The 17,293-nt window shown below is 68.0% G+C and carries 16 protein-coding genes and 1 pseudogene; 8 read left to right on the top strand and 9 right to left on the bottom strand.

Annotation, left to right across the window (positions count from 1 at the left end):
- Positions 1-208 precede the first annotated feature (208 nt).
- On the bottom strand, positions 209-613 hold the full coding sequence (locus BMG523DRAFT_RS11835; RefSeq protein WP_011436436.1) for a helix-turn-helix domain-containing protein: 405 nt from the start codon (positions 611-613) through the stop codon (positions 209-211).
- Between the two features lie 156 nt (positions 614-769).
- On the opposite strand from BMG523DRAFT_RS11835, the gene BMG523DRAFT_RS11830 reads away from it, so the two are divergent.
- Positions 770-2,290, top strand: a complete 1,521-nt coding sequence (locus BMG523DRAFT_RS11830; RefSeq protein WP_083494811.1) for a DHA2 family efflux MFS transporter permease subunit — start codon at positions 770-772, stop codon at positions 2,288-2,290.
- 40 nt (positions 2,291-2,330) lie between these two features.
- On the opposite strand, the pseudogene BMG523DRAFT_RS26465 reads toward BMG523DRAFT_RS11830, so the two are convergent.
- Both BMG523DRAFT_RS26465 and BMG523DRAFT_RS26460 read right to left on the bottom strand, forming a co-directional pair.
- Positions 2,331-2,576 (bottom strand): annotated as a pseudogene (locus BMG523DRAFT_RS26465) (DDE-type integrase/transposase/recombinase); the annotation flags it as partial.
- A gap of 772 nt (positions 2,577-3,348) precedes the next feature.
- Entirely contained in the window at positions 3,349-3,648 is a 300-nt protein-coding gene (locus BMG523DRAFT_RS26460) for a hypothetical protein (protein ID WP_083771072.1), read from the bottom strand.
- A 236-nt stretch (positions 3,649-3,884) separates the two neighbouring features.
- On the opposite strand from BMG523DRAFT_RS26460, the gene BMG523DRAFT_RS23060 reads away from it, so the two are divergent.
- The 5 genes from BMG523DRAFT_RS23060 (at position 3,885) to BMG523DRAFT_RS25295 (ending at position 7,634) form a co-directional block, all read left to right on the top strand.
- On the top strand, positions 3,885-4,925 hold the full coding sequence (locus BMG523DRAFT_RS23060; RefSeq protein ID WP_011436432.1) for a homoserine O-succinyltransferase: 1,041 nt from the start codon (positions 3,885-3,887) through the stop codon (positions 4,923-4,925).
- The gene (locus BMG523DRAFT_RS11815) at positions 4,900-5,451 is read left to right on the top strand and encodes a hypothetical protein (RefSeq protein ID WP_023841229.1); all 552 of its coding nucleotides are present in this window, start codon (positions 4,900-4,902) and stop codon (positions 5,449-5,451) included. The genes BMG523DRAFT_RS23060 and BMG523DRAFT_RS11815 overlap by 26 nt, the downstream gene beginning before the upstream one ends.
- A complete protein-coding gene (locus tag BMG523DRAFT_RS11810) occupies positions 5,448-6,170 on the top strand; it encodes a TenA family transcriptional regulator (protein WP_011436430.1) in 723 nt (240 codons plus the stop codon). The genes BMG523DRAFT_RS11815 and BMG523DRAFT_RS11810 overlap by 4 nt, the downstream gene beginning before the upstream one ends.
- Positions 6,167-7,396 carry an O-succinylhomoserine sulfhydrylase gene (locus tag BMG523DRAFT_RS11805; protein WP_011436429.1) on the top strand — a complete coding sequence of 410 codons (1,230 nt, stop codon included), beginning with the start codon at positions 6,167-6,169 and terminating at the stop codon, positions 7,394-7,396. The genes BMG523DRAFT_RS11810 and BMG523DRAFT_RS11805 overlap by 4 nt, the downstream gene beginning before the upstream one ends.
- Positions 7,397-7,466: 70 nt before the next feature.
- Positions 7,467-7,634 (top strand): hypothetical protein, encoded by a 168-nt coding sequence (locus BMG523DRAFT_RS25295; RefSeq protein ID WP_157858559.1) that lies wholly within the window; start codon positions 7,467-7,469, stop codon positions 7,632-7,634.
- Positions 7,635-7,676: 42 nt separating this feature from the next.
- On the opposite strand, the gene BMG523DRAFT_RS11800 is transcribed toward BMG523DRAFT_RS25295, so the two are convergent.
- Positions 7,677-8,978, bottom strand: a complete 1,302-nt coding sequence (locus tag BMG523DRAFT_RS11800; protein WP_011436428.1) for an MFS transporter — start codon at positions 8,976-8,978, stop codon at positions 7,677-7,679.
- A 101-nt stretch (positions 8,979-9,079) separates the two neighbouring features.
- On the opposite strand from BMG523DRAFT_RS11800, the gene BMG523DRAFT_RS11795 reads away from it, so the two are divergent.
- A complete protein-coding gene (locus BMG523DRAFT_RS11795) occupies positions 9,080-10,093 on the top strand; it encodes a GlxA family transcriptional regulator (RefSeq protein ID WP_023841230.1) in 1,014 nt (337 codons plus the stop codon).
- 414 nt (positions 10,094-10,507) lie between these two features.
- Here BMG523DRAFT_RS11795 and BMG523DRAFT_RS11790 read toward each other — a convergent pair whose 3' ends face one another.
- From BMG523DRAFT_RS11790 to BMG523DRAFT_RS11770, 5 genes are all read right to left on the bottom strand, one after another.
- On the bottom strand, positions 10,508-11,110 hold the full coding sequence (locus BMG523DRAFT_RS11790; RefSeq protein ID WP_043591172.1) for a phosphonate degradation HD-domain oxygenase: 603 nt from the start codon (positions 11,108-11,110) through the stop codon (positions 10,508-10,510).
- Complete coding sequence (locus BMG523DRAFT_RS11785) at positions 11,107-11,886, bottom strand: phytanoyl-CoA dioxygenase family protein (protein WP_011436425.1); 780 nt, start codon at positions 11,884-11,886, stop codon at positions 11,107-11,109. The genes BMG523DRAFT_RS11790 and BMG523DRAFT_RS11785 overlap by 4 nt, the downstream gene beginning before the upstream one ends.
- A 93-nt stretch (positions 11,887-11,979) precedes the next feature.
- Positions 11,980-12,645 (bottom strand): GPR1/FUN34/YaaH family transporter, encoded by a 666-nt coding sequence (locus BMG523DRAFT_RS11780; protein WP_011436424.1) that lies wholly within the window; start codon positions 12,643-12,645, stop codon positions 11,980-11,982.
- Positions 12,646-12,753: 108 nt separating this feature from the next.
- The gene (locus BMG523DRAFT_RS11775; RefSeq protein WP_023841231.1) at positions 12,754-13,593 is read right to left on the bottom strand and encodes an isopenicillin N synthase family oxygenase; all 840 of its coding nucleotides are present in this window, start codon (positions 13,591-13,593) and stop codon (positions 12,754-12,756) included.
- Positions 13,590-14,762 (bottom strand): cobalamin-independent methionine synthase II family protein, encoded by a 1,173-nt coding sequence (locus BMG523DRAFT_RS11770; RefSeq protein WP_011436422.1) that lies wholly within the window; start codon positions 14,760-14,762, stop codon positions 13,590-13,592. The genes BMG523DRAFT_RS11775 and BMG523DRAFT_RS11770 overlap by 4 nt, the downstream gene beginning before the upstream one ends.
- A gap of 247 nt (positions 14,763-15,009) precedes the next feature.
- On the opposite strand from BMG523DRAFT_RS11770, the gene BMG523DRAFT_RS11765 reads away from it, so the two are divergent.
- Complete coding sequence (locus BMG523DRAFT_RS11765) at positions 15,010-17,223, top strand: PQQ-binding-like beta-propeller repeat protein (RefSeq protein ID WP_035941677.1); 2,214 nt, start codon at positions 15,010-15,012, stop codon at positions 17,221-17,223.
- Positions 17,224-17,293: the final 70 nt, after the last annotated feature.

Below are 17,293 nucleotides of genomic sequence, written 5' to 3'. Positions count from 1 at the left end.
GACACGCCGGCAGTTGATCGACGGAATTCGGTGGCGGACGCGGACCGGGGCACCGTAGCGGGACGTTCCCGCCCAGTACGGGCACTGGCGCATGGTGTACGGGCTGCCCTGTTCCAGGACTGGCATCCGGACGGGATCGCTCCAGCCCAGCGACAGTCACCCAACGTCATACTCGGATGCATCTTCGCATCATGGCCTCCAGGGTGCTCTACTCGACCCCACCCTGGGGGCCGTGGTTGCGGTCGTAGGCCGCGCGGGCCACGGCGATGTCGTCGCGGTGCCGTTCGGCCCACGATGTGAGTGTCCGCAGCGTGGCATACAGCTCCCGGGCCATATCGGTGGCCTGGTACTCGACCTTCGGCGGCACCGTGGGGTAGACGACCCGCGTCAGCAGCCCATCACGTTCCAGGTTACGCAGTGTGAGGGTGAGCATCCGCCGGCTGATGCCGCTGATCGACCGCTGCAGCTCGGTGAACCGGACCGGTCCGTCGCTGATCCGCAGCAGGATGCCGATGGCCCACTTGCCACTGATCCGGTTCAGCACCTCCAAGACGGTGCAGGCCTCGGCCTCGTGGCCGGGGGAGTCGATCACATCGCTGTTCCCCTGAAACATGAAAGTGCCTCCTTCCGGCCACTCCCACAGTCACACATGATGGCTTCCGTAACAAGGCATGCCCCATGCGGCGGCTGGAACCGCCGCACCTGGCTGGCGGCCGCGACCGGCCCGCCGCCGCGGCCCGTCCGGCCTCCTCGACGTCAAGGAAGACTGTTGACCGACTCAACTCCCCCGGCCCCGCCCCCGGCGCTCCCGTCCCGCTGGCTCGCCCTCGGGGTGCTCTGCACCAGCAACCTGATGGCCATCCTGGACAGCTCGATCGTTACGGTCGCGCTGCCGACCATCCAGCAGGACCTCGGCTTCTCCCAGGCGAACCTGGCCTGGGTTGTGAACGGATACCTGATCGCCTTTGCTGGCCTGCTGCTGCTGTCCGGGCGGCTGGGTGACCTGCTGGGCGGCCGGCCCGTCTTCATCGGGGGGCTCGGCCTGTTCACGGCAGCCTCGCTGGCCTGCGGCCTGGCCAACACCGGCGGCCTCCTGATCACGTTCCGCTTCCTGCAGGGCGCCGGGGGGGCGCTGGCCTCCGCGGTGGCACTCGGCATGATAGTCACGATCTTCCCTGACAGCCGGGAGCGGGCCAAGGCACTGGCCTGCTACGCCTTCGTCGCCGCGGCCGGCTCATCGATCGGGCTCATCCTCGGCGGCGTGCTGACCAAGAGTCTCAGCTGGCCGTGGGTCTTCTACGTCAACGTGCCGCTGGGTGTCCTCGCGGTGGTGCTCGCCCTGTGGGTGCTGCCCCCGATCGCCGGGCTCGGGCTGCGCGAGAGCGCGGACGTTCTCGGCGCCGGGCTGGTGACCGCCGGGCTGATGCTCGGCGTCTACACCGTCGTCCGGGGCGGGGCGGACGGCTGGAGCGACGGCGGGACGCTGGGGTCGCTCGCCGCCTCGCTGCTCCTGCTCGCCGCCTTCGTGGGCCGCCAGGCCAGAGCGGCCAAGCCACTGCTGCCGCTGCGCATCTTCCGCTCCCGCGCGGTCGGGGGAGCGAACATCATCCTGACCCTGATGGTGGCCGGCCTGTTCGGCTACCAGTTCTGCACCGCCCTGTACCTGCAGGACGTGCTCGGCTACAACGCGCTGCGCACCGGGCTGGCGTTCCTGCCGGCCCCGCTAACCATCGCGGCCGTCTCGCTGGGCCTCGCGTCGCCGCTGAACACCCGGTTCGGCCCCAGGCCGGTGATCGTCGTCGGGCTGCTGCTGGTCGCCGCGGCGCTCCTACTGTTGGCCCGGCTACCGGCTGACGGCAGCTACGCGAGCGACATCGCCCCGGTGTTCGTCCTGCTGGGTATCGGTTTCGGCGCGGCGATGCCCGCACTGATCGGCCAGGCGATGGCGGTCTCCGACCCCGCCGAGGCCGGCGTCGCATCCGGGGTGGCCAACACCACCCAGCAGATCGGCGCCGCGCTCGGCACCGCGATCCTGGCCACCCTTGCCGCCTCCCGCACCGACTCGCTGCTCGACCACGGCAGGAGCACCACCACCGCCCTCACCGGCGGGTTCCACCTCGCCTACGCGGTGAGCGCGGCCCTGGTCGCCGCGGCCGTCCTCGTCGCCCTGTTCGTCCTGCGCCCGCCCGGCCAGTCGCGGGCCGCCGACAGCGCACGGACCGCCGACACCCACCCAGCCGAGACCGACGACCCGACGCAGCCGGCGGGGGTGCCGGCCGCGGGACAGTAACCGCCGGGGCCAGCCGTCGGGGACGGGGTAGAAGGAAATCCTTCGCGACCACCGCGTCCTCGGCGGCAGCGACAAGCCAGCCGGTCACATACCGGGAGTAGATATCGATGATGACGTACAGCCGGTACCAGACGCCTTTCTCGGGTCCTTTCAACGCGGTGATATCCCGCGACCAGACCTGTGACGGTCCGGTCGCGGACAGCTCGGGGCGGACCCGCGGCGGGTGGGTCGCCTGCGCACGGCGTTCCCTGGTCTGCCCCGCCGCCCGGACGATCCGGTACTCGGAGTCCGCTCTCTCGGAGACCTGCCGCAAGAGAGAGCGCGTGCTTTTCCCATAAAAGCCAGCGCGGTTTCTGCCGTCGCAAGTTTCGCTTTCAACCGTTCGTTCTCGCGGCGCAGACGCTCCAACTCGATCTGTTCCGCCGACTTCCCCGGATTCTTCCCCGGAGCGCGGGCCGGGACGCCTGCTCTTCCCAGCGCCCCCGCGTCACGTGCCCGGGTCCGCTCCACCACATGCGAGGAGAACAAACCCTCCCGGCGCAGGATCGCACCCTTCTCGCCGTGCGGGGCGTTCTCGTACTCCGCGACGATCCGCAGCTTGTACGCCGTGCTGAACACCCGCCGCGACGGACGCGGCGCCGGGTCCCGCGCCTGCGGTGACCCGGCCGGAGCCTCCTGCGACTCAGGCTCCATGAACATCATGGATCTCCGATCACGCCCTCCGTAGCCAGCTCACACCCACGAGGGTGTCTCACTCAACCCCGACAGAGAGGGCAAGGACGGTCCCTACCGCGACCGCCCGGACTGCTTGCCAACAAATTTCCGCACCTTCAGCCAAAGGGCTTGAGAGTTCATGAAGGCTGGGTGTAGGCTCCCCATTGTGGAGCAAGAGGGAAATTTGGACCGCAGACCTCCGCTAGTGCCACTTAATTAACAGATCTTGATTTTGCCTATCGTTCACTTCATCCACCTTCGTCGATCCTGGTCTTGGCGTCGATCGAGTCGCAGATGATCGAAAACTGGTCGACCATAGCGAGACGCGTGCCGGTCATTTCTGTTTACGGAAGGTTGATCCTGAAATCGATATCAACTACGCGCGCACGCGGAACTGGGGCGATCGGTGTCGCGGCGGCCGACTGGGGTCGCGGGAGCCAACAAGTGATCAAGAGAAGACGAGGCCGACGATGACCCAGTTGTCGCCAAAGCCGACCTGCCGGTTGCCCCTTCGCGGAGCCGTCGTGGAACCAGCCGGCGGCCCACACCTTCTTCCCCGCCCGGTGGAACAGGGTGTCATCGACCACGACAGTCAGCGGCCCGGCCGGGAGCAGCCGGTCGACGACGACGCGGGCGAGTGCCAGGCCGACCCGGTCGGGCGACCAGACCGCCCGCGCGAAGAACCGGTGCGCCTATCCACATCGTGAGTGGGGTGACATGTTCGACGGAAACGATCATGGCATCTCTCATCATGCGTGCGTCATGATGTGCGGCGAGGACCGCGCGGCACGCAATGTTTATATCAACTAACTGACACGTCGACAGCTGGCCGCGAGCAGCGGCGCGGGGCTATTCTTGCGGTCGAACAGGGGAAGGAAAGATGCCGGAGAAGCCACCTCATGGATCCCTCCGTGTCGGAGTCGTTGACCTCATGGCGGCCACCGGCCGAGGAACAGGAGGGCAGCAGTTCGACCGGCTGATAAGAAACGCGGCGAACAGCGCCAGAGTGGCAGTCCACGTCGATGTGGTGGACCTCGACCCGACGACCAGCCATCCCCATCTTCCGGGGTCACGAAGCGATTGGCAGCGAATAGCATCATTCGATGCTCTGGTGGTGACCGGCGCACAGCCACAGAATTCCCACCCAGAGAAGGACCCGGGCTATCCGGTGATCGAGCGGATTCTCGACCTCAGCCGGAGACGGAATTTCTTCACTGTGTTCTCCTGTCTGTCTGCGCATTTAGCCCTCCACCAGATGTGCGGCGTGCAGCGCCGCCGACTGGCACACAAGAGGGTCGGCGTGCTCGACCATCAGACCGTCGCACGACGCGGCCCGCTCACCGTCGGGCTGCCCGACGTCGTCACCATGCCGCATTCCCGATGGAACACTGTGGACCGTGACGAACTCGTCGCCTGCGGCGTGCGCCTGGAGCTGCTTACCGGTGGCTCTGACTGGGCGGTAGCGACCAGTCAGGACGGGGTCCGTCAGGTCTTCGTCCAAGGTCACCCGGAGTACCTGCCCGACATGCTGCTGCGGGAGTACCGCCGCGACGTCCGGGTCTTCCTCACGGACCCTGACGCGCCGTACCCGCCGATCCCGGAGGGCTACCTGGCCGATACCGCAAGCCGGCGGCTCGCCGCGTTCGCCCGGCGCGCCCGCAGCCAGCGCTCTCCCACGCTGGCCACACAGCTGCCCACTGTCGGGCCGCTGCCTGACGTCGCCCGGCGGTGGACCGCGGAGGCGACCGCCATGACCGCGAACTGGATCCGCAGGGTCGCCGACGGATCCACCGGGAGGATCAATGACCCACCTACCCGACCAGCCGCCGGACGGCACCAGGATGACCTGGTCCTGGCCAACGGATGTTCGTCCGTACAGTACGGACCTCGCCTCGATGCTGGCCGCGAGCGTGATCGATGACGGCATCCTCGGCTTCACCGAGCCGGTTACGCCGGCCCAGGGCGTGGGCTTCGCGGAGGACCTCGCCCGTCGGGTCGGCACAGGCGAAGCGCTCGTCCTGCTCGGCCAGGACGACGAGGGCGTCTGCGCGATGTGCGTCGTCGCCCTGAACTCGATGCCGAACTGCCGGCATCTCAGCGAGGTCAGCAAGGCATACCTGCGTCCCCGGATCCGTCGCACCGGTGCGGTGATCGAGCTCGTGTTCGCCGTCTGCGAGCGACTCGCCGACGTCGGGGTGGAGCGCGTTCTCATCGACGTCCGCGAAGGCTCCCCAGCCCACCGGGTCTGGAGCGGCTTCGGGTTCACCACCTACGGCGTGCTGGACGACTACAGCCGAGTGCGGGGCATCAGCCACCGCGGCCTTTACATGACTCACGCCGTGTCCGAGCTACAGGCCGTCACGGCCGACCGGCTGGCCCGTCGTGCCGATCCCACTCGCCGCCACACCACCCCACAAGCCGCCATCGCAGAGAGGACGAGCCGATGACGCTCCCGCGGGACAGGTTCAGGGCGTCCCTGGAGGAGACCCTGCACCAGCACCTCACCATCGCCCACCCGGTGTTCGGGCTTCTACTGGACGCGGACAACCCTCAGCCGCGTTTCCTCCAGCAGGTAGCGCTACAGGGCTACCAGCTCACCAAGCACTTCCTTACCTACGTCGAGCACCTGTTCTTCTACTGCCCGCTCCCCCGGCACAAGCGGCGCCTGCTGCACAACCTCTACGAGGAGGAGACCGGGCGGATCTCGAAGACGCGGAACCACGTCAAGCTGATGCAGGACTTCCTGCTAGCGATCGGGATCGACGACGAGACCCGGGATGCCGCCGTCGCGCTGCCGACGACCCAGGAGCTGATCGACTACCGGCTCGCGGCGGTGAAGGATCCGGATCGCTATCACGTCGGTGCCGCCGCGGTCACCATCGCGAGCGAGGGGCAGAACCTGGAGAAGCTAGGCAGCGAGAGCCGCGACATCCTGTTCGGTCGGGTGTACGGGCTCGAGCCGAGGGACCTGCTGTTCTTCTCGGTGCACCAGGTCGAGGACATCACCCACACTCAGCAGGGCCTCGACCTCGTCGCAGACCTGTGCACGACGGAGCAGATGCAGCAGGAGGCGCTCTACGCCGTAGCGCATACCTGCGAGCTGTTCTACGGCATGTACGAGGGCATCTACCAGGAATACCTGGCCGGACGGCTGCTGCCCGCATGACGCCTCCGTCCTCCAACCGTACGGCCTCCGGCACCCGCCGCGGACTGGCGACGGAGGCGGTGCGTGCCGGCCATCGCCAGTCCGTTGACGACCAGCACAGCGAGGCGCTGGTACTCACGTCGAGCTACCTGTTCGACGACTCGCACGACGCGGCGGAGAAGTTCGCGCAGCGGCGCCCCGGCAACGTCTACGTCCGGTTCACGAACCCGACGGTGCGCGCGTTCGAGGAGCGCGTCGCGCGGCTGGAGGGTGCCGAGTCCGCCGTAGCGACCGCGTCCGGGATGGCCGCATTCTTGGCGGTGTCGCTCGGGCTGCTGCGCGGCGGGGACCATGTCCTGCTTGCGGAGGGTGTCTTCGGCACCACGACCCGGCTCTATGCTCACTATCTGGACCGGTTCGGCGTCATGACGACCGTCGTTCCGGTGACCGACCCGGCCGCCTGGGCGCGCGCAATGCGTGCGCAGACCAGGATGCTCGTCGTTGAGAGCCCCACGAACCCGGTAATGGCCGTGGCCGACATCAGGTACCTCGCAGAGCTCGCACATGCCGCCGGCGCGCTGCTGCTGGTCGACAACACCCTGTGCACCCCGGTGTTCCAGCAACCGATCGTGTTTGGCGCAGACCTCGTTCTGCACTCCGCCGGCAAGTACATCGACGGTCAGGGCCGCTGCGGCGGCGGCGTTGTCGCCGGCCGCGCGGGCCTGATCTCCGAGCTGCACGGTGTGCTGCGCACCGCGGGCCCGAGCCTCAGCCCGTTCAACGCGTGGATCTTCCTGAAGAGCCTGGAGACGCTGCCGGTGCGGATGCGGGCGCACGACGCCAACACGGCGGTGGTGGCTGCCTGGCTAGCCGACCAACCGGACGTACGGGCGGTGCACTACACCGGCAGCGCGGATCACCCGCAGCGGGAGCTGGTAGCCGCCCAACAGTCCGGGCACGGCGGAGTGATCAGCTTCGAGCTGTACGGCGGCCAGCAGGCCAGCTGGTCGTTTGTCGACCGGCTTGAGCTCGTGTCGAACACGACAAACATCGGGGACACCAAGTCGATGATCACCCATCCGGCAAGCACCACCCACGGCCGGCTCACGCCGGCACAGCGCGACTCCGCCGGCGTCACCGACGGCCTGCTGCGCCTATCGGTCGGCCTGGAGGACGTCGAGGACATCGTCGCCGATCTGGCCCGGGCGTTCGCAGCGACCAGGCCTGCCGGGGCCCGCGCCCGATGAACCCGCAGCCGACAGCCCCGCAGGCGCCAGGCCAGTTCGATGAGCAGGTACTCGGTGCGCGGAGCCCTCGGTGCCGGCTACCTGGTCCGCCGGCGCCCCGGACAACGCCGTGACGAAGCTGGCCGCGGTGCTTGCCCGGCTCGCCGGGCACCGATTCCCGATCATGCTGACGCCGGAGAAGCGGGTGTTGCTGGAGACCATAAGTCGGCGGCCCGGCCCGAAACGCCACGGCGTGTGATCCCGGTTTTTCCAGGGCTCGACAGGGTGCCACGCAGACCGCTCATTGCCGGGAAGCGCCGGCGGGGACGGCCGCCGGGCGTGGCGCGGGCAGCCGGGCGATCAGCAGGAACGACACCCCGACCAGCAGCGCCTCGCCCATCGCGACCTGCGTATAGGAGTTGTACGAGTCGGCGACCAGCGCGCCCAGCTGGCTGGAGAGAGCGGCGCCGATGCTGTGCAGCGTCCACAGCAGACCGAGGCCGGTGGCCCGGGCGCCCTCGGGCAGCACCCGGCCAATCCACAGCGTGGTCGCGACCACCGTCGCCAGATAGCTCGCCCCGAAGATGACCCCGAAGGCCAGCGAGGCGGTTACGGTCGCGTCGAAGGCGACGAGCACCATCGCCCCGCCGCGCAGCGCGTAACCGACAAGCAGGGTCTGCCGGACCCGGCCCCGGTCACACCTTCGGCCGGCGGCCAGTGAGCCAAGGATCTCGAAGACGCCCAGCATGGCGAGGGTGCCACTGACGACACCCGGGCTCATGCCATGTTCGTGCAGATCGGTGACCAGGTGAACGTCGACAAACGCCATCGTGATCCCACAGCCGGTGAACGCGACGGTCAGCGCCAGGAACACAGGGTTGGCGGCTGCCAGCCGCAACCGGTCCCCGAAGCCGAGCCGCGCGTCGTCCGCGGTCCCGGGTGTGCCCGGCGTCGCCGTAGGCGCCGGCTCGTCCTGGCCGGACAGCCGATACAGCAGCAGCGCAAGTGGGGTCAGCACGAGGAGCATCGACAGACCGGCGACGACGAAGACGGCCCGCCAGGACGCGAACGCGCCGAGCCACACCCACAGCGGCACCAGCACGATGAACCCGACAGCCGGGCCGTTCGTCATGACCGCGTACGCCAGGCCCTCCCCGCGGGCGGTGAACAGCTCGCTGGCAAGCTTTCCCAATGGAACGTACGAGAGCATCGTGAAGGCGAAGGCGCCGAGCACGCCGTAGACGGACGCGAACAGCGACACCCCCGGCGCCGCCGCGCAGATCAGGAAGGCGGCACCGGCGAGCACCGTTCCGCTGACCAGCACGGCCGCGCCGCCGAACCGATCGGCCAGCACCCCGACGACCGGGCTCGCCACCGCGATGACCACAGCGAAGACCGTCGTCGACCAGGCGAACGTCCCGCGGCTGACACCAAGGTCCACTGCGATCGGCGAGAAGTCCACTTGAATCGTGTTCTTCAACGCCGACCCGGCCAGCGACAGCGTGAACGCGAGCGTCGCGGCGAAAATCAGCGCCGTGTTCCGCCGGCTACGACCAGCAGGGGACGCGACTTCAGGTGCGTCGGCGGCGTCTCGAGTCGTCATCGGGTCCGCATCCTTCGGGTCGGCCCGGCGGGGCAGCGGCTTGCTGGACACGAGGCCAGAGTGCCGGGCGCCGAGTGCGCAGCGGAATAGGCTGTTCTGCCGTGCTGCATAAGGAAACGGCCACTCGCCACGCCGTGGTGGCCCTCGCGGTCCCGGCCACCGTCGCGATGGACCTCGCGATCCCGGCCCAGGTGTTCGGCCACCTGGACCTGGCCGAGCATTACACGTTCACGCTGTGCACGGAGCAGCCTGGCTCGCTGCCCACCACCACCGGCTTCGCCTTGGAGGTGGCGCACGGGCTCGCCGCGCTGGATGCCGCTGACACCGTCGTCGTCCCCGGGTACGCCCCACTGGTCACACCCGCACCAGGGGTGCTCGACGCGCTGCGCGCGGCTGCCGACCGCGGCGTCAGACTGATGTCGGTGTGCACCGGAGCGTTCGCCCTCGCTGCCGCCGGGCTACTCGACGGTCAGCGGGCCACCACCCACTGGGAGGACGCGGGCGACCTCGCCGCCCGCCATCCGACGGTGCAGGTGGACCCGAACGTTCTCTACGTCGACGGGGAGCGGATCCTCACCAGCGCCGGAGTGTGCGCGGGGATCGACCTGTGTCTGCACATACTGCGGCGCGACCTCGGCAGTGCCGTCGCCACCCGCGTCGCCCGCCGGCTGGTGGTGGCGCCCCATCGCGCAGGCGGCCAAGCCCAGCTGTTACGCCGCCCGGTGCCCGGTCCAAAGCCCGGCTCTGGCGGTCCTGGCAGGCTGGCCGCGACCTGCGACTGGGCGCTGGAACGGCTCGCCGAGCCACTGTCCGTCGCTGATCTCGCCGGCCACGCTGGCTACGCGACGCGCACGTTCGCCCGGCGCTTCATCGCCGAGTACGGCGTCACGCCCAGGCAGTGGCTGCTCGCCCACCGGATCGCCGAGGCGCGGCTGCTGCTCGAGGTGACCGACCTGCCGGTGGATCGGATCGCCGCCCGTTGCGGACTGGGGACCGCCGCCAACCTGCGGATCCACCTCGCCCGCGACGCCGCCAACACGCCGTCCGCCTACCGCGCCTCCTACCAGGGCCGCCCGCGCCGAGCGAGTGGGCGTGCCGACGAACTCGCCCCGTAACAGCCGGGTCCAGACGAAGTACCGGCGTGGCGTGTTCGATGAGGCGATGCTCGACGCCTGCGAACGGACGATGCGCGGCGTGTGCGCCGACTTTGGCGCGACCCTTGCCGAGTTCACCGGCGAAGCGGACAGCGACACCGTATCAACGGCGGCAGGCTCACCCCTCATTCACGGGTTGTTCACCCTGGCCCGCACCTGGCGGCAGCGCCAAGTCATATCTTGGCCGATTTCGCTGACTTCGCAATACGAAAGCGCTGGTTCCATCTACCCAACGAGCCGGGGACAGCCCATCACGAGCTGGACTTCCGCGTCGGCGGGCACGAGTATCGCCCGCGGCACGGGCCTGACCCGCACAGAACAGTACGCGTTCCTCGCCTTCACGGATGACGGGCGGTCAGGGGCCATACCCGCCTGTCAAACCACCGCGGAAGCCTCATTGACCAGCCGGCAGACAGCCGGACGCCAATGGTCAAGTTCCGGTACCGCGACGCCGGCTCGCTTGGCGTTGTCGTCCCATCGACGCAACGCGATGGCGAGGTCGGCATGTGGCAGGCAAAGGAAGGCATCGACTTCTCTGCCAGTCATCGGGCCGCCTTGGACGCGTAGGCTTCGGGTGGAGGCTACGGACAGGCTGTTGGCGTAGGCGGGGTCGGTGGCCACGAGATAGCGCTTGGCTTTGACGTGCAGCGCGACCGGAGCGCCGATATCGGGGCCGAACCATCGGGTCAGGTAGCGTGCTCCGACGATTTCGTGATGGAGGTCTTCGGCGAGGAAATTGTGGTGCGCGTCGTGTTCGTCGAGGAGGAGATGGCCGATATCGTGCAGCAGCGCGGCGACCTGCGCGGCCTGGTCATAGCCGTCGGCTTCGGCGAGGGCGGCGGTTTGCCGGGCGTGTTCGAGTTGGGTGACGGTTTCGTCGTATTGACTTTGGCCAACGGCGGTGAGGTAGGCGAACAGTTCATCGCAGAACTCGTCCGCGCCAGTGAAGGTGCCGTGGAGGAGCCGGTCGGTATTCATGCAGATTCCTCGGCGCCCCGGGCGCTGACGTGGCTGTCGCCGGTGAAGTGGCCGATGAGGCTGATTCGGTCGGTGCCGGCGGCTAGGCGGTGCTGCTTTTCCTGGTAGTAGTGGTGGCGGTGGTCACCGTCGGAGGCTGCGTTGTAGGTGAGGTAGATGGCCCGGCGACGATGTGGTGAGGTGTTGACTCCGGAGCGGTGCGGGACGTACCAGTTGAACCAGAGCAACGACCCAGCGCGGACGGGGACGGGTTTCCAGAGGAGGGTCTCGGCGAGACTGGCGGGGATGCAGCCGACATCGTCGGTGGGGAGCGGCTCGTGGTGCATGCCTTCGACAACGTCCAGGCAGCCATTGTCGGTGGTGGAATCGTCGATAGCGATCATGCAGGTGATGGTGGACCGGACAAAGGGGTAGGCGGGCGCGTCCTGGTGTGGGGCGAACCCGGCGCCGCCGGGTTCCTTATAGTTGATCTTTTCTTTGTAGAGGACGGCGGGCTCGCCGAGCAACATGCTGGCAATGTCGAGCAGCGTGCCCCGGGTGAGCAAGGCACGCATGCCGTCATGGAAGGGCACGATGTTCTCGGTGCGGCACCGCACCGAGAATCCGTCCCCGGTGGTCTCGTCGTACTGCAGCAGACCGTCCTCGCGGCCCGGCAGGGCCTCGATCTCATCGACCCAGCGTCGCACCTCCCGCAGGCGCTCCGGGCCAAGGAAGCCGTCCATGAGAAGAACGCCACTGGCCTGCCAGGTCGTGAGGTCAAGGGAATCGGTCAGCAACGTGAGCCTCCGAGGAGCCGGTCAACCAGAACGTCTGTGTAACTCTTGTATCAAGAAGAGACGCTGTGATGCAACTTTGTTACAGCGACCGAGTCAAGATACGAGAGGCTTACCGAGAGGAAGTCCACGGCCACCGGTCTCGCTCCACATAAGATCGACATACAGGTAGACGGCGACGGCAACGAAGGCGAAGACCACGTACCCGCCGAGATGGATGAAGGTGGTGTTGGCCTCCAGGGTGCCGACGAGCAGCAGGACGAGGGCGACGTCGACCAGGCCGAGGAGCAGGGTGAAGCTCCAAGGTAGCCGTATGGTGACCAGAGTGAGCATGGCAATGGTGACCAGCCAGCAGATCAGCCAGATGGCTTGCGTGTGCACGATCTGGGCATCGGGGATGCCGTACCAGTTGTGCCCGAGTCCGAGGGCGAGTGCGGCGTAGCTGGCGTAGAAGCCGAAAAAAACGGCGAACAGGCTAGCCGAGGCATTTTGCCCGAGCGCGGCGGCCCAGACGGTAGCCAGCAGCAGCCCGATCGAGGTTGCGGCGAGGATGGTCGGGATGCCGGCGGCGGCGGCCTCGGCGGGCACGTAGCCGGCGTCGACCAAGCCGAGTCCGAGCGCGCCAGCGATGGTAATCGGGATGCCGACGATGCCGGGGTTGCCTCGCAGCGGGTTCGTGACCGGTGGGTCGGGCGGGGTTTCGGCCTCGGTCAGTAGCGGTACATGCGTTGCCACCGATGCGGGCGGGGCATCAACGGTCATGGCGGATCGCCTTTCTGTTCAGGGGATGACTGGGCGCGCGTGGGAGCCGTGGGGCGCGGGGCGCGCGGGCCAGCACGAAGGCGGGTTGCGGTGTGCCGGTGGATCAGGTCAGCTCTCGGCGGCGAGCAAATCTGCGTGGTGGAGTTGCGCGACGTCGGCGTGGGCACGCAGCCGCACCTTGAGGATGTTCTCGCCGTAGGTAGCGAGGATGGGGTTGTCCGGGTCAGCGCTGTGTCCGCCCGTTGCCTGGGCGGCAAGTTCGGCGGGCAGGTCGATGGGAGTGAGGGTGGCGTCCAGGCGCGGGTTGAAGAAGTAGATAACCGAGAATCGCCGCACGCCAGCGGGTGGGCTGATGACGCGGTGGACGGTGGCCTTGAGGTAGCCGTGGGTGGCGAGCTGCAGCATTTCGCCGAGATTGACGACCAGGGCGCCGGGCAGATGCGGGACGTCGAAGAAGCATCCGTCGCGCTCCACCTGCAGTCCACCGACGGCGTCTTGCAGGACGAAGGTGAGCAGCCCGAAGTCCCGGTGGGTGCCAACGCCTTGATGATCGCAGCCAGGTCCGGACGGAGGGTAGTGGATGGCTTTGATGGTGGCCTCGCCGAGGTCGATCTCCTCGCGCCGGTCGGCCCGACCGTTCGTGAGTTCACCACCCAGTGGGGTGTAGCCACGGAAGTGTGGCGACCGGGTCATCGCGATCGCCATTCGATCGGCTTCGGGCAGAGCGAAGAACGCTCGGGTGACCTCCTCGACCTCCCGGAACAGGGTGTCACCGATGCCGTGCCCCACCAGGTAGAAGAAACCCACGTCATGGCAGGTCTCGCGCAGTCGCTCAAGGAACCGGCTGCGCACCGCGGGATCAGTGCCAGGGTCGAACTCGCGCAGGTCGAGCACCGGCAGCGCCGCGTCGTGCTCGGTCGTGCTGTGGGTCGGGGTGGTGCTGGTCATGACCACAGTCGATCGCTGGCCAGTCGAGCGCCGGCGGTGAGGGATTCGAGTTTCGCCCAGGCCAGGCTCTCGTCGACGGCGAGGAAGGTGGCGAAGGACGCGAAGCCGCAGTCGGTTCCGGGGATGACGCGCTCGCGGCCGACGATGTCGGCGAAGCGGGTGATGCGCTGGGCGATGAGTTCGGGGTGTTCGACGTAGACGCTGGAGGTGTCGATGACACCCGGGATGAGGACCTTCTGCTCGGGAATCTTCGCGTCGGCCAGCACCTGCCATTCATGTGCGTGGCGGTGATTGGCGGCCTCGAATACCAGCCCATCGGCCTTGAGCTGAATGATCGTGTCCAGGATGACGTCCAGGCCGACGTCCTTGTGGTGCGGGCCCTGGTAGTTGCCCCAGCACAGGTGCACCCGCACCCTCGCCGGGTCGATATTGCGTAGCGCGTGGTTGATCGCCTCAACGTGCACGCGCAGCCGGTCCAGGAATCCCTGCTCGGACAGGTGCGCGTACTGGATGTGCCGACCCATCGCCAGATCCGGGGCGTCGATCTGCAGGACCAGCCCGGCTGCGGTGATCGCCTCGTACTCGGCCCTCATTCCTTCGGCCAACGCGAACAGGTACTCATCCAAACTGGCATAGAACTGGTTCGGAAGATAGAGCGCGATAACTCCAGGTGACGCGGCATTCATGAACCGCTCGGTCGGCTGACCCGATCCTGCCGAGATTGAGCTGACGCCGGCTGCGAAGTTGGCCAGATCGGTATCGAGCAAGGCGGTGCCGGTGTAGCTGATCGGACCGGTACAGGTCGGTGTCGCGGTCTCCAAGCCGGCCAGGGAACGTTCGGCCATGCCAGGGTAGTCGTCCAGATCAGCGATCGACAGGCCGCCGCCCTCGGGAACGGCAACGTCCACGTCGAAACCGGTGAGGCGTTCTTTGACGTAGGTGGCGTACCCGATCTTGCTCATTTCGCCATCGCTGATCACGTCCAGCCCGACCTGCGCCTGATGGCCGACGACCACGCCAACCGCGTCCGCGATCCGCTCGGGCAGGTACTCGGCGTCCGCGACCGAGAGGGTCTCCTGTTCCCGGGCCCGGATCAGCTCGGCCAGCCCGGCCGGTCGGGGCAGGCTGCCGGTGTGCGTGGTCAGGATGCGGTCGCTGCTGAGTTTCATGACAGTTCCTCCATCAAGTGGACTAAGCGGTACAGACGGTTCCGGACAGCACCGGCCACCCGGACAGCCTCGTCGAGGCCGCCCCCTGTGACTGCGGTGGCAGCGCGAGGCCGGGTGGGGTCATGGCGGTGACACTGACAGGCCAAGGGAAACTTTATCTAAACAACATCTTACTTCCGTAAGGAAATTACATACATAATGATGCGAAGGGTTGTAAATGATCTATTGTCGGAGACTAGACTCAGGCATGCAGATCATCGGCGCCGTGCTCACCATCCACGGCAACGCGCTCGCAGGGATCGCGGTAAGCGACGGGCGGACCTGGACATTCACTCGCGACGACGGCTCGTTCAGCCTCCGCACCGTGCCGGGGCGCCCGGTCTGGGCCCGGCGCCCCAACGGCTGGACGGGCCGCTGGTGGCAGCACCCGGCAGCGGGGGAGCCGGTGCTGTTTCAGCTGCACCCAAGCCGCACCGGCAGCGATCCACAACCACCCTCGGCTCCCTCAGGGGAGCTGCGATTCGCGCACATCACGGACACGCATGTCAGCGCGATCGACGGCGACCCGTCCCAGGCGGTCGAGCTCGCCGCCCGCTACGGCGACCAGACGGACACCACCAGCGGCCTGCACCACGCGCTGCGGACCGCAGCCGACCACGGCGCGGCATTCGCCGTGATCACCGGTGACCTCACCGACCACGGCACACCCGAAGAGTTCAGGCGCGTACTCGACTCCCTCGCCGCAGCGCCGCTGCCGGTAGAGATCGTGCCGGGTAACCACGACCATTACGGCCACCGCCACCAACCCCACCCCAGCGACACCCCCCACGGTGGCGGGTTTCTCGGCGCGGCTACCCTCACCCGCTACGAGCAGGCCATGGGCCCGCGCTGGTGGTCAGCTGACCTGGCCGGCGTGCACCTCCTCGCCCTGGACTGGTTCAGCGCCTGGTGCGCGATCGATGACACCGATCAGCAACGCTTCATAATCACCGATCTCGCCACCCGAACCCCCGGGCTGCCAGTCGTCGTGCTCACCCACGACCAGCCCGACCACGACACACTCGAACTGATCCGCTACAGTGCCGCACCCGACAGCCTCCTCGCCGTCCTGTCGGGACATTGGCATGCCGACGCGCAGCGCAACGTCGGCGGCTGTCACCTGCTCAGCACGCCCGCAGCCAGCTTCGGCGGACTGGACTGGTCACCACCGCAGCTCCGCCTCATCACCCTCACCCCCGGCTTGAGAACTATGGATCTACGGCACGACACGATCCCGGCGCTACCGAAACCGCCACGGTCACCGACCACGTCTCGCGCCGATGCCCCGGCCTCGCCCCGCACCACCAGCCACTCGATCGGCGCCCATCAACATCTGGGCACCCTCGCGACCATCGCCGGCACCGTCATCGCACCGAGCACCGACACCCACGGCGCAGGACACCTGACCCGCCTACACCCCTCCAACACCGGCAGTAACGACAGCCGAGTCGACGTGCTGTGGACGGTGCGCGCCGCAGACGACCCCATCACCGGCGTTCTCGCCGGCCATGACCAGATCCTGGCGTGCAGCCATGCGGGCACCCTCACCGCGCTCGCCCCAGCCACCGGCGCACCCCATTGGACCCGACACCTCCCACACCGGCAGCGACGCCGGCTGCTAGCCACCCCCATCCTCACCGCGGCGGGCCGGCTGATCGTCGGTGACGTCGGCGGCGTCACCTGCCTGGACCTCGACACCGGGGATATCGCCTGGCACCGCGACCAGCTCGGCCAGGTCGACACCCTGCTCACCTACGGAACCGGTCTGGCCACCGACCGCTTGGCCGTGCTGCCCCTCGGCGGCCCCACCCCGGGCCTGACCGCCCTGGACCTGCGCGACGGCACCATCACCTGGACCGATCCGCCCGGCACACCACCGCCCTCCAGCTCGCTGGTCGCCATTGACGGGACCGATGCGCTGCTGCTCCGTACCGCCGGACCCACCCTCGAGCGGCTGAACCTCTCCACCGGCCAGACTCGGTGGCGCACCACCCTGACCGGCCGCTTCTCCACAGCCGCTCCCCTGGTCACCGACGAGGCAATCGTGCTCGTCACCGGCGACGGCATCGCGCACCGGCTCGACCCGGATCACGGCGGCATCCTCGACCGCCAGCACCTGCACGGGCTGCGCCCCGCCTACGGTCCCTACCGGTCCACTGGTACCGGCGCGCCCACCACTGCCGTCCATACCCCACTCGGACCGATGATCGTGCTGCTCGATGGCAGTATCTGGCAACTGGACAGCCCCGCTGGTCCGCTGCTGGTCGGCGACGTCGCGGCGCCCGTCACCACCCAGCCTGTCCTGCTCGGATCGAACACCCTCGTCGTGCTCAGCACCGACGCGGTCGTTCACCTGCTCGACATCAACGCCACCGCAACCCGCCCCATGCTTGCCGGTCCGGCATCGCGGTCTGCCTCATGACCAGCGCCATCCGCAACCGAATTCTGGCACCTACCCGCGGGACCGCCACCCACCGTAGTCCCAGGCCTGA

The sequence above is a fragment of the Frankia sp. BMG5.23 genome (assembly GCF_000685765.2).
In the GTDB taxonomy this organism is placed as follows: domain Bacteria; phylum Actinomycetota; class Actinomycetes; order Frankiales; family Frankiaceae; genus Frankia; species Frankia casuarinae.
This window is presented reverse-complemented; position numbering and strand designations above follow the sequence as displayed.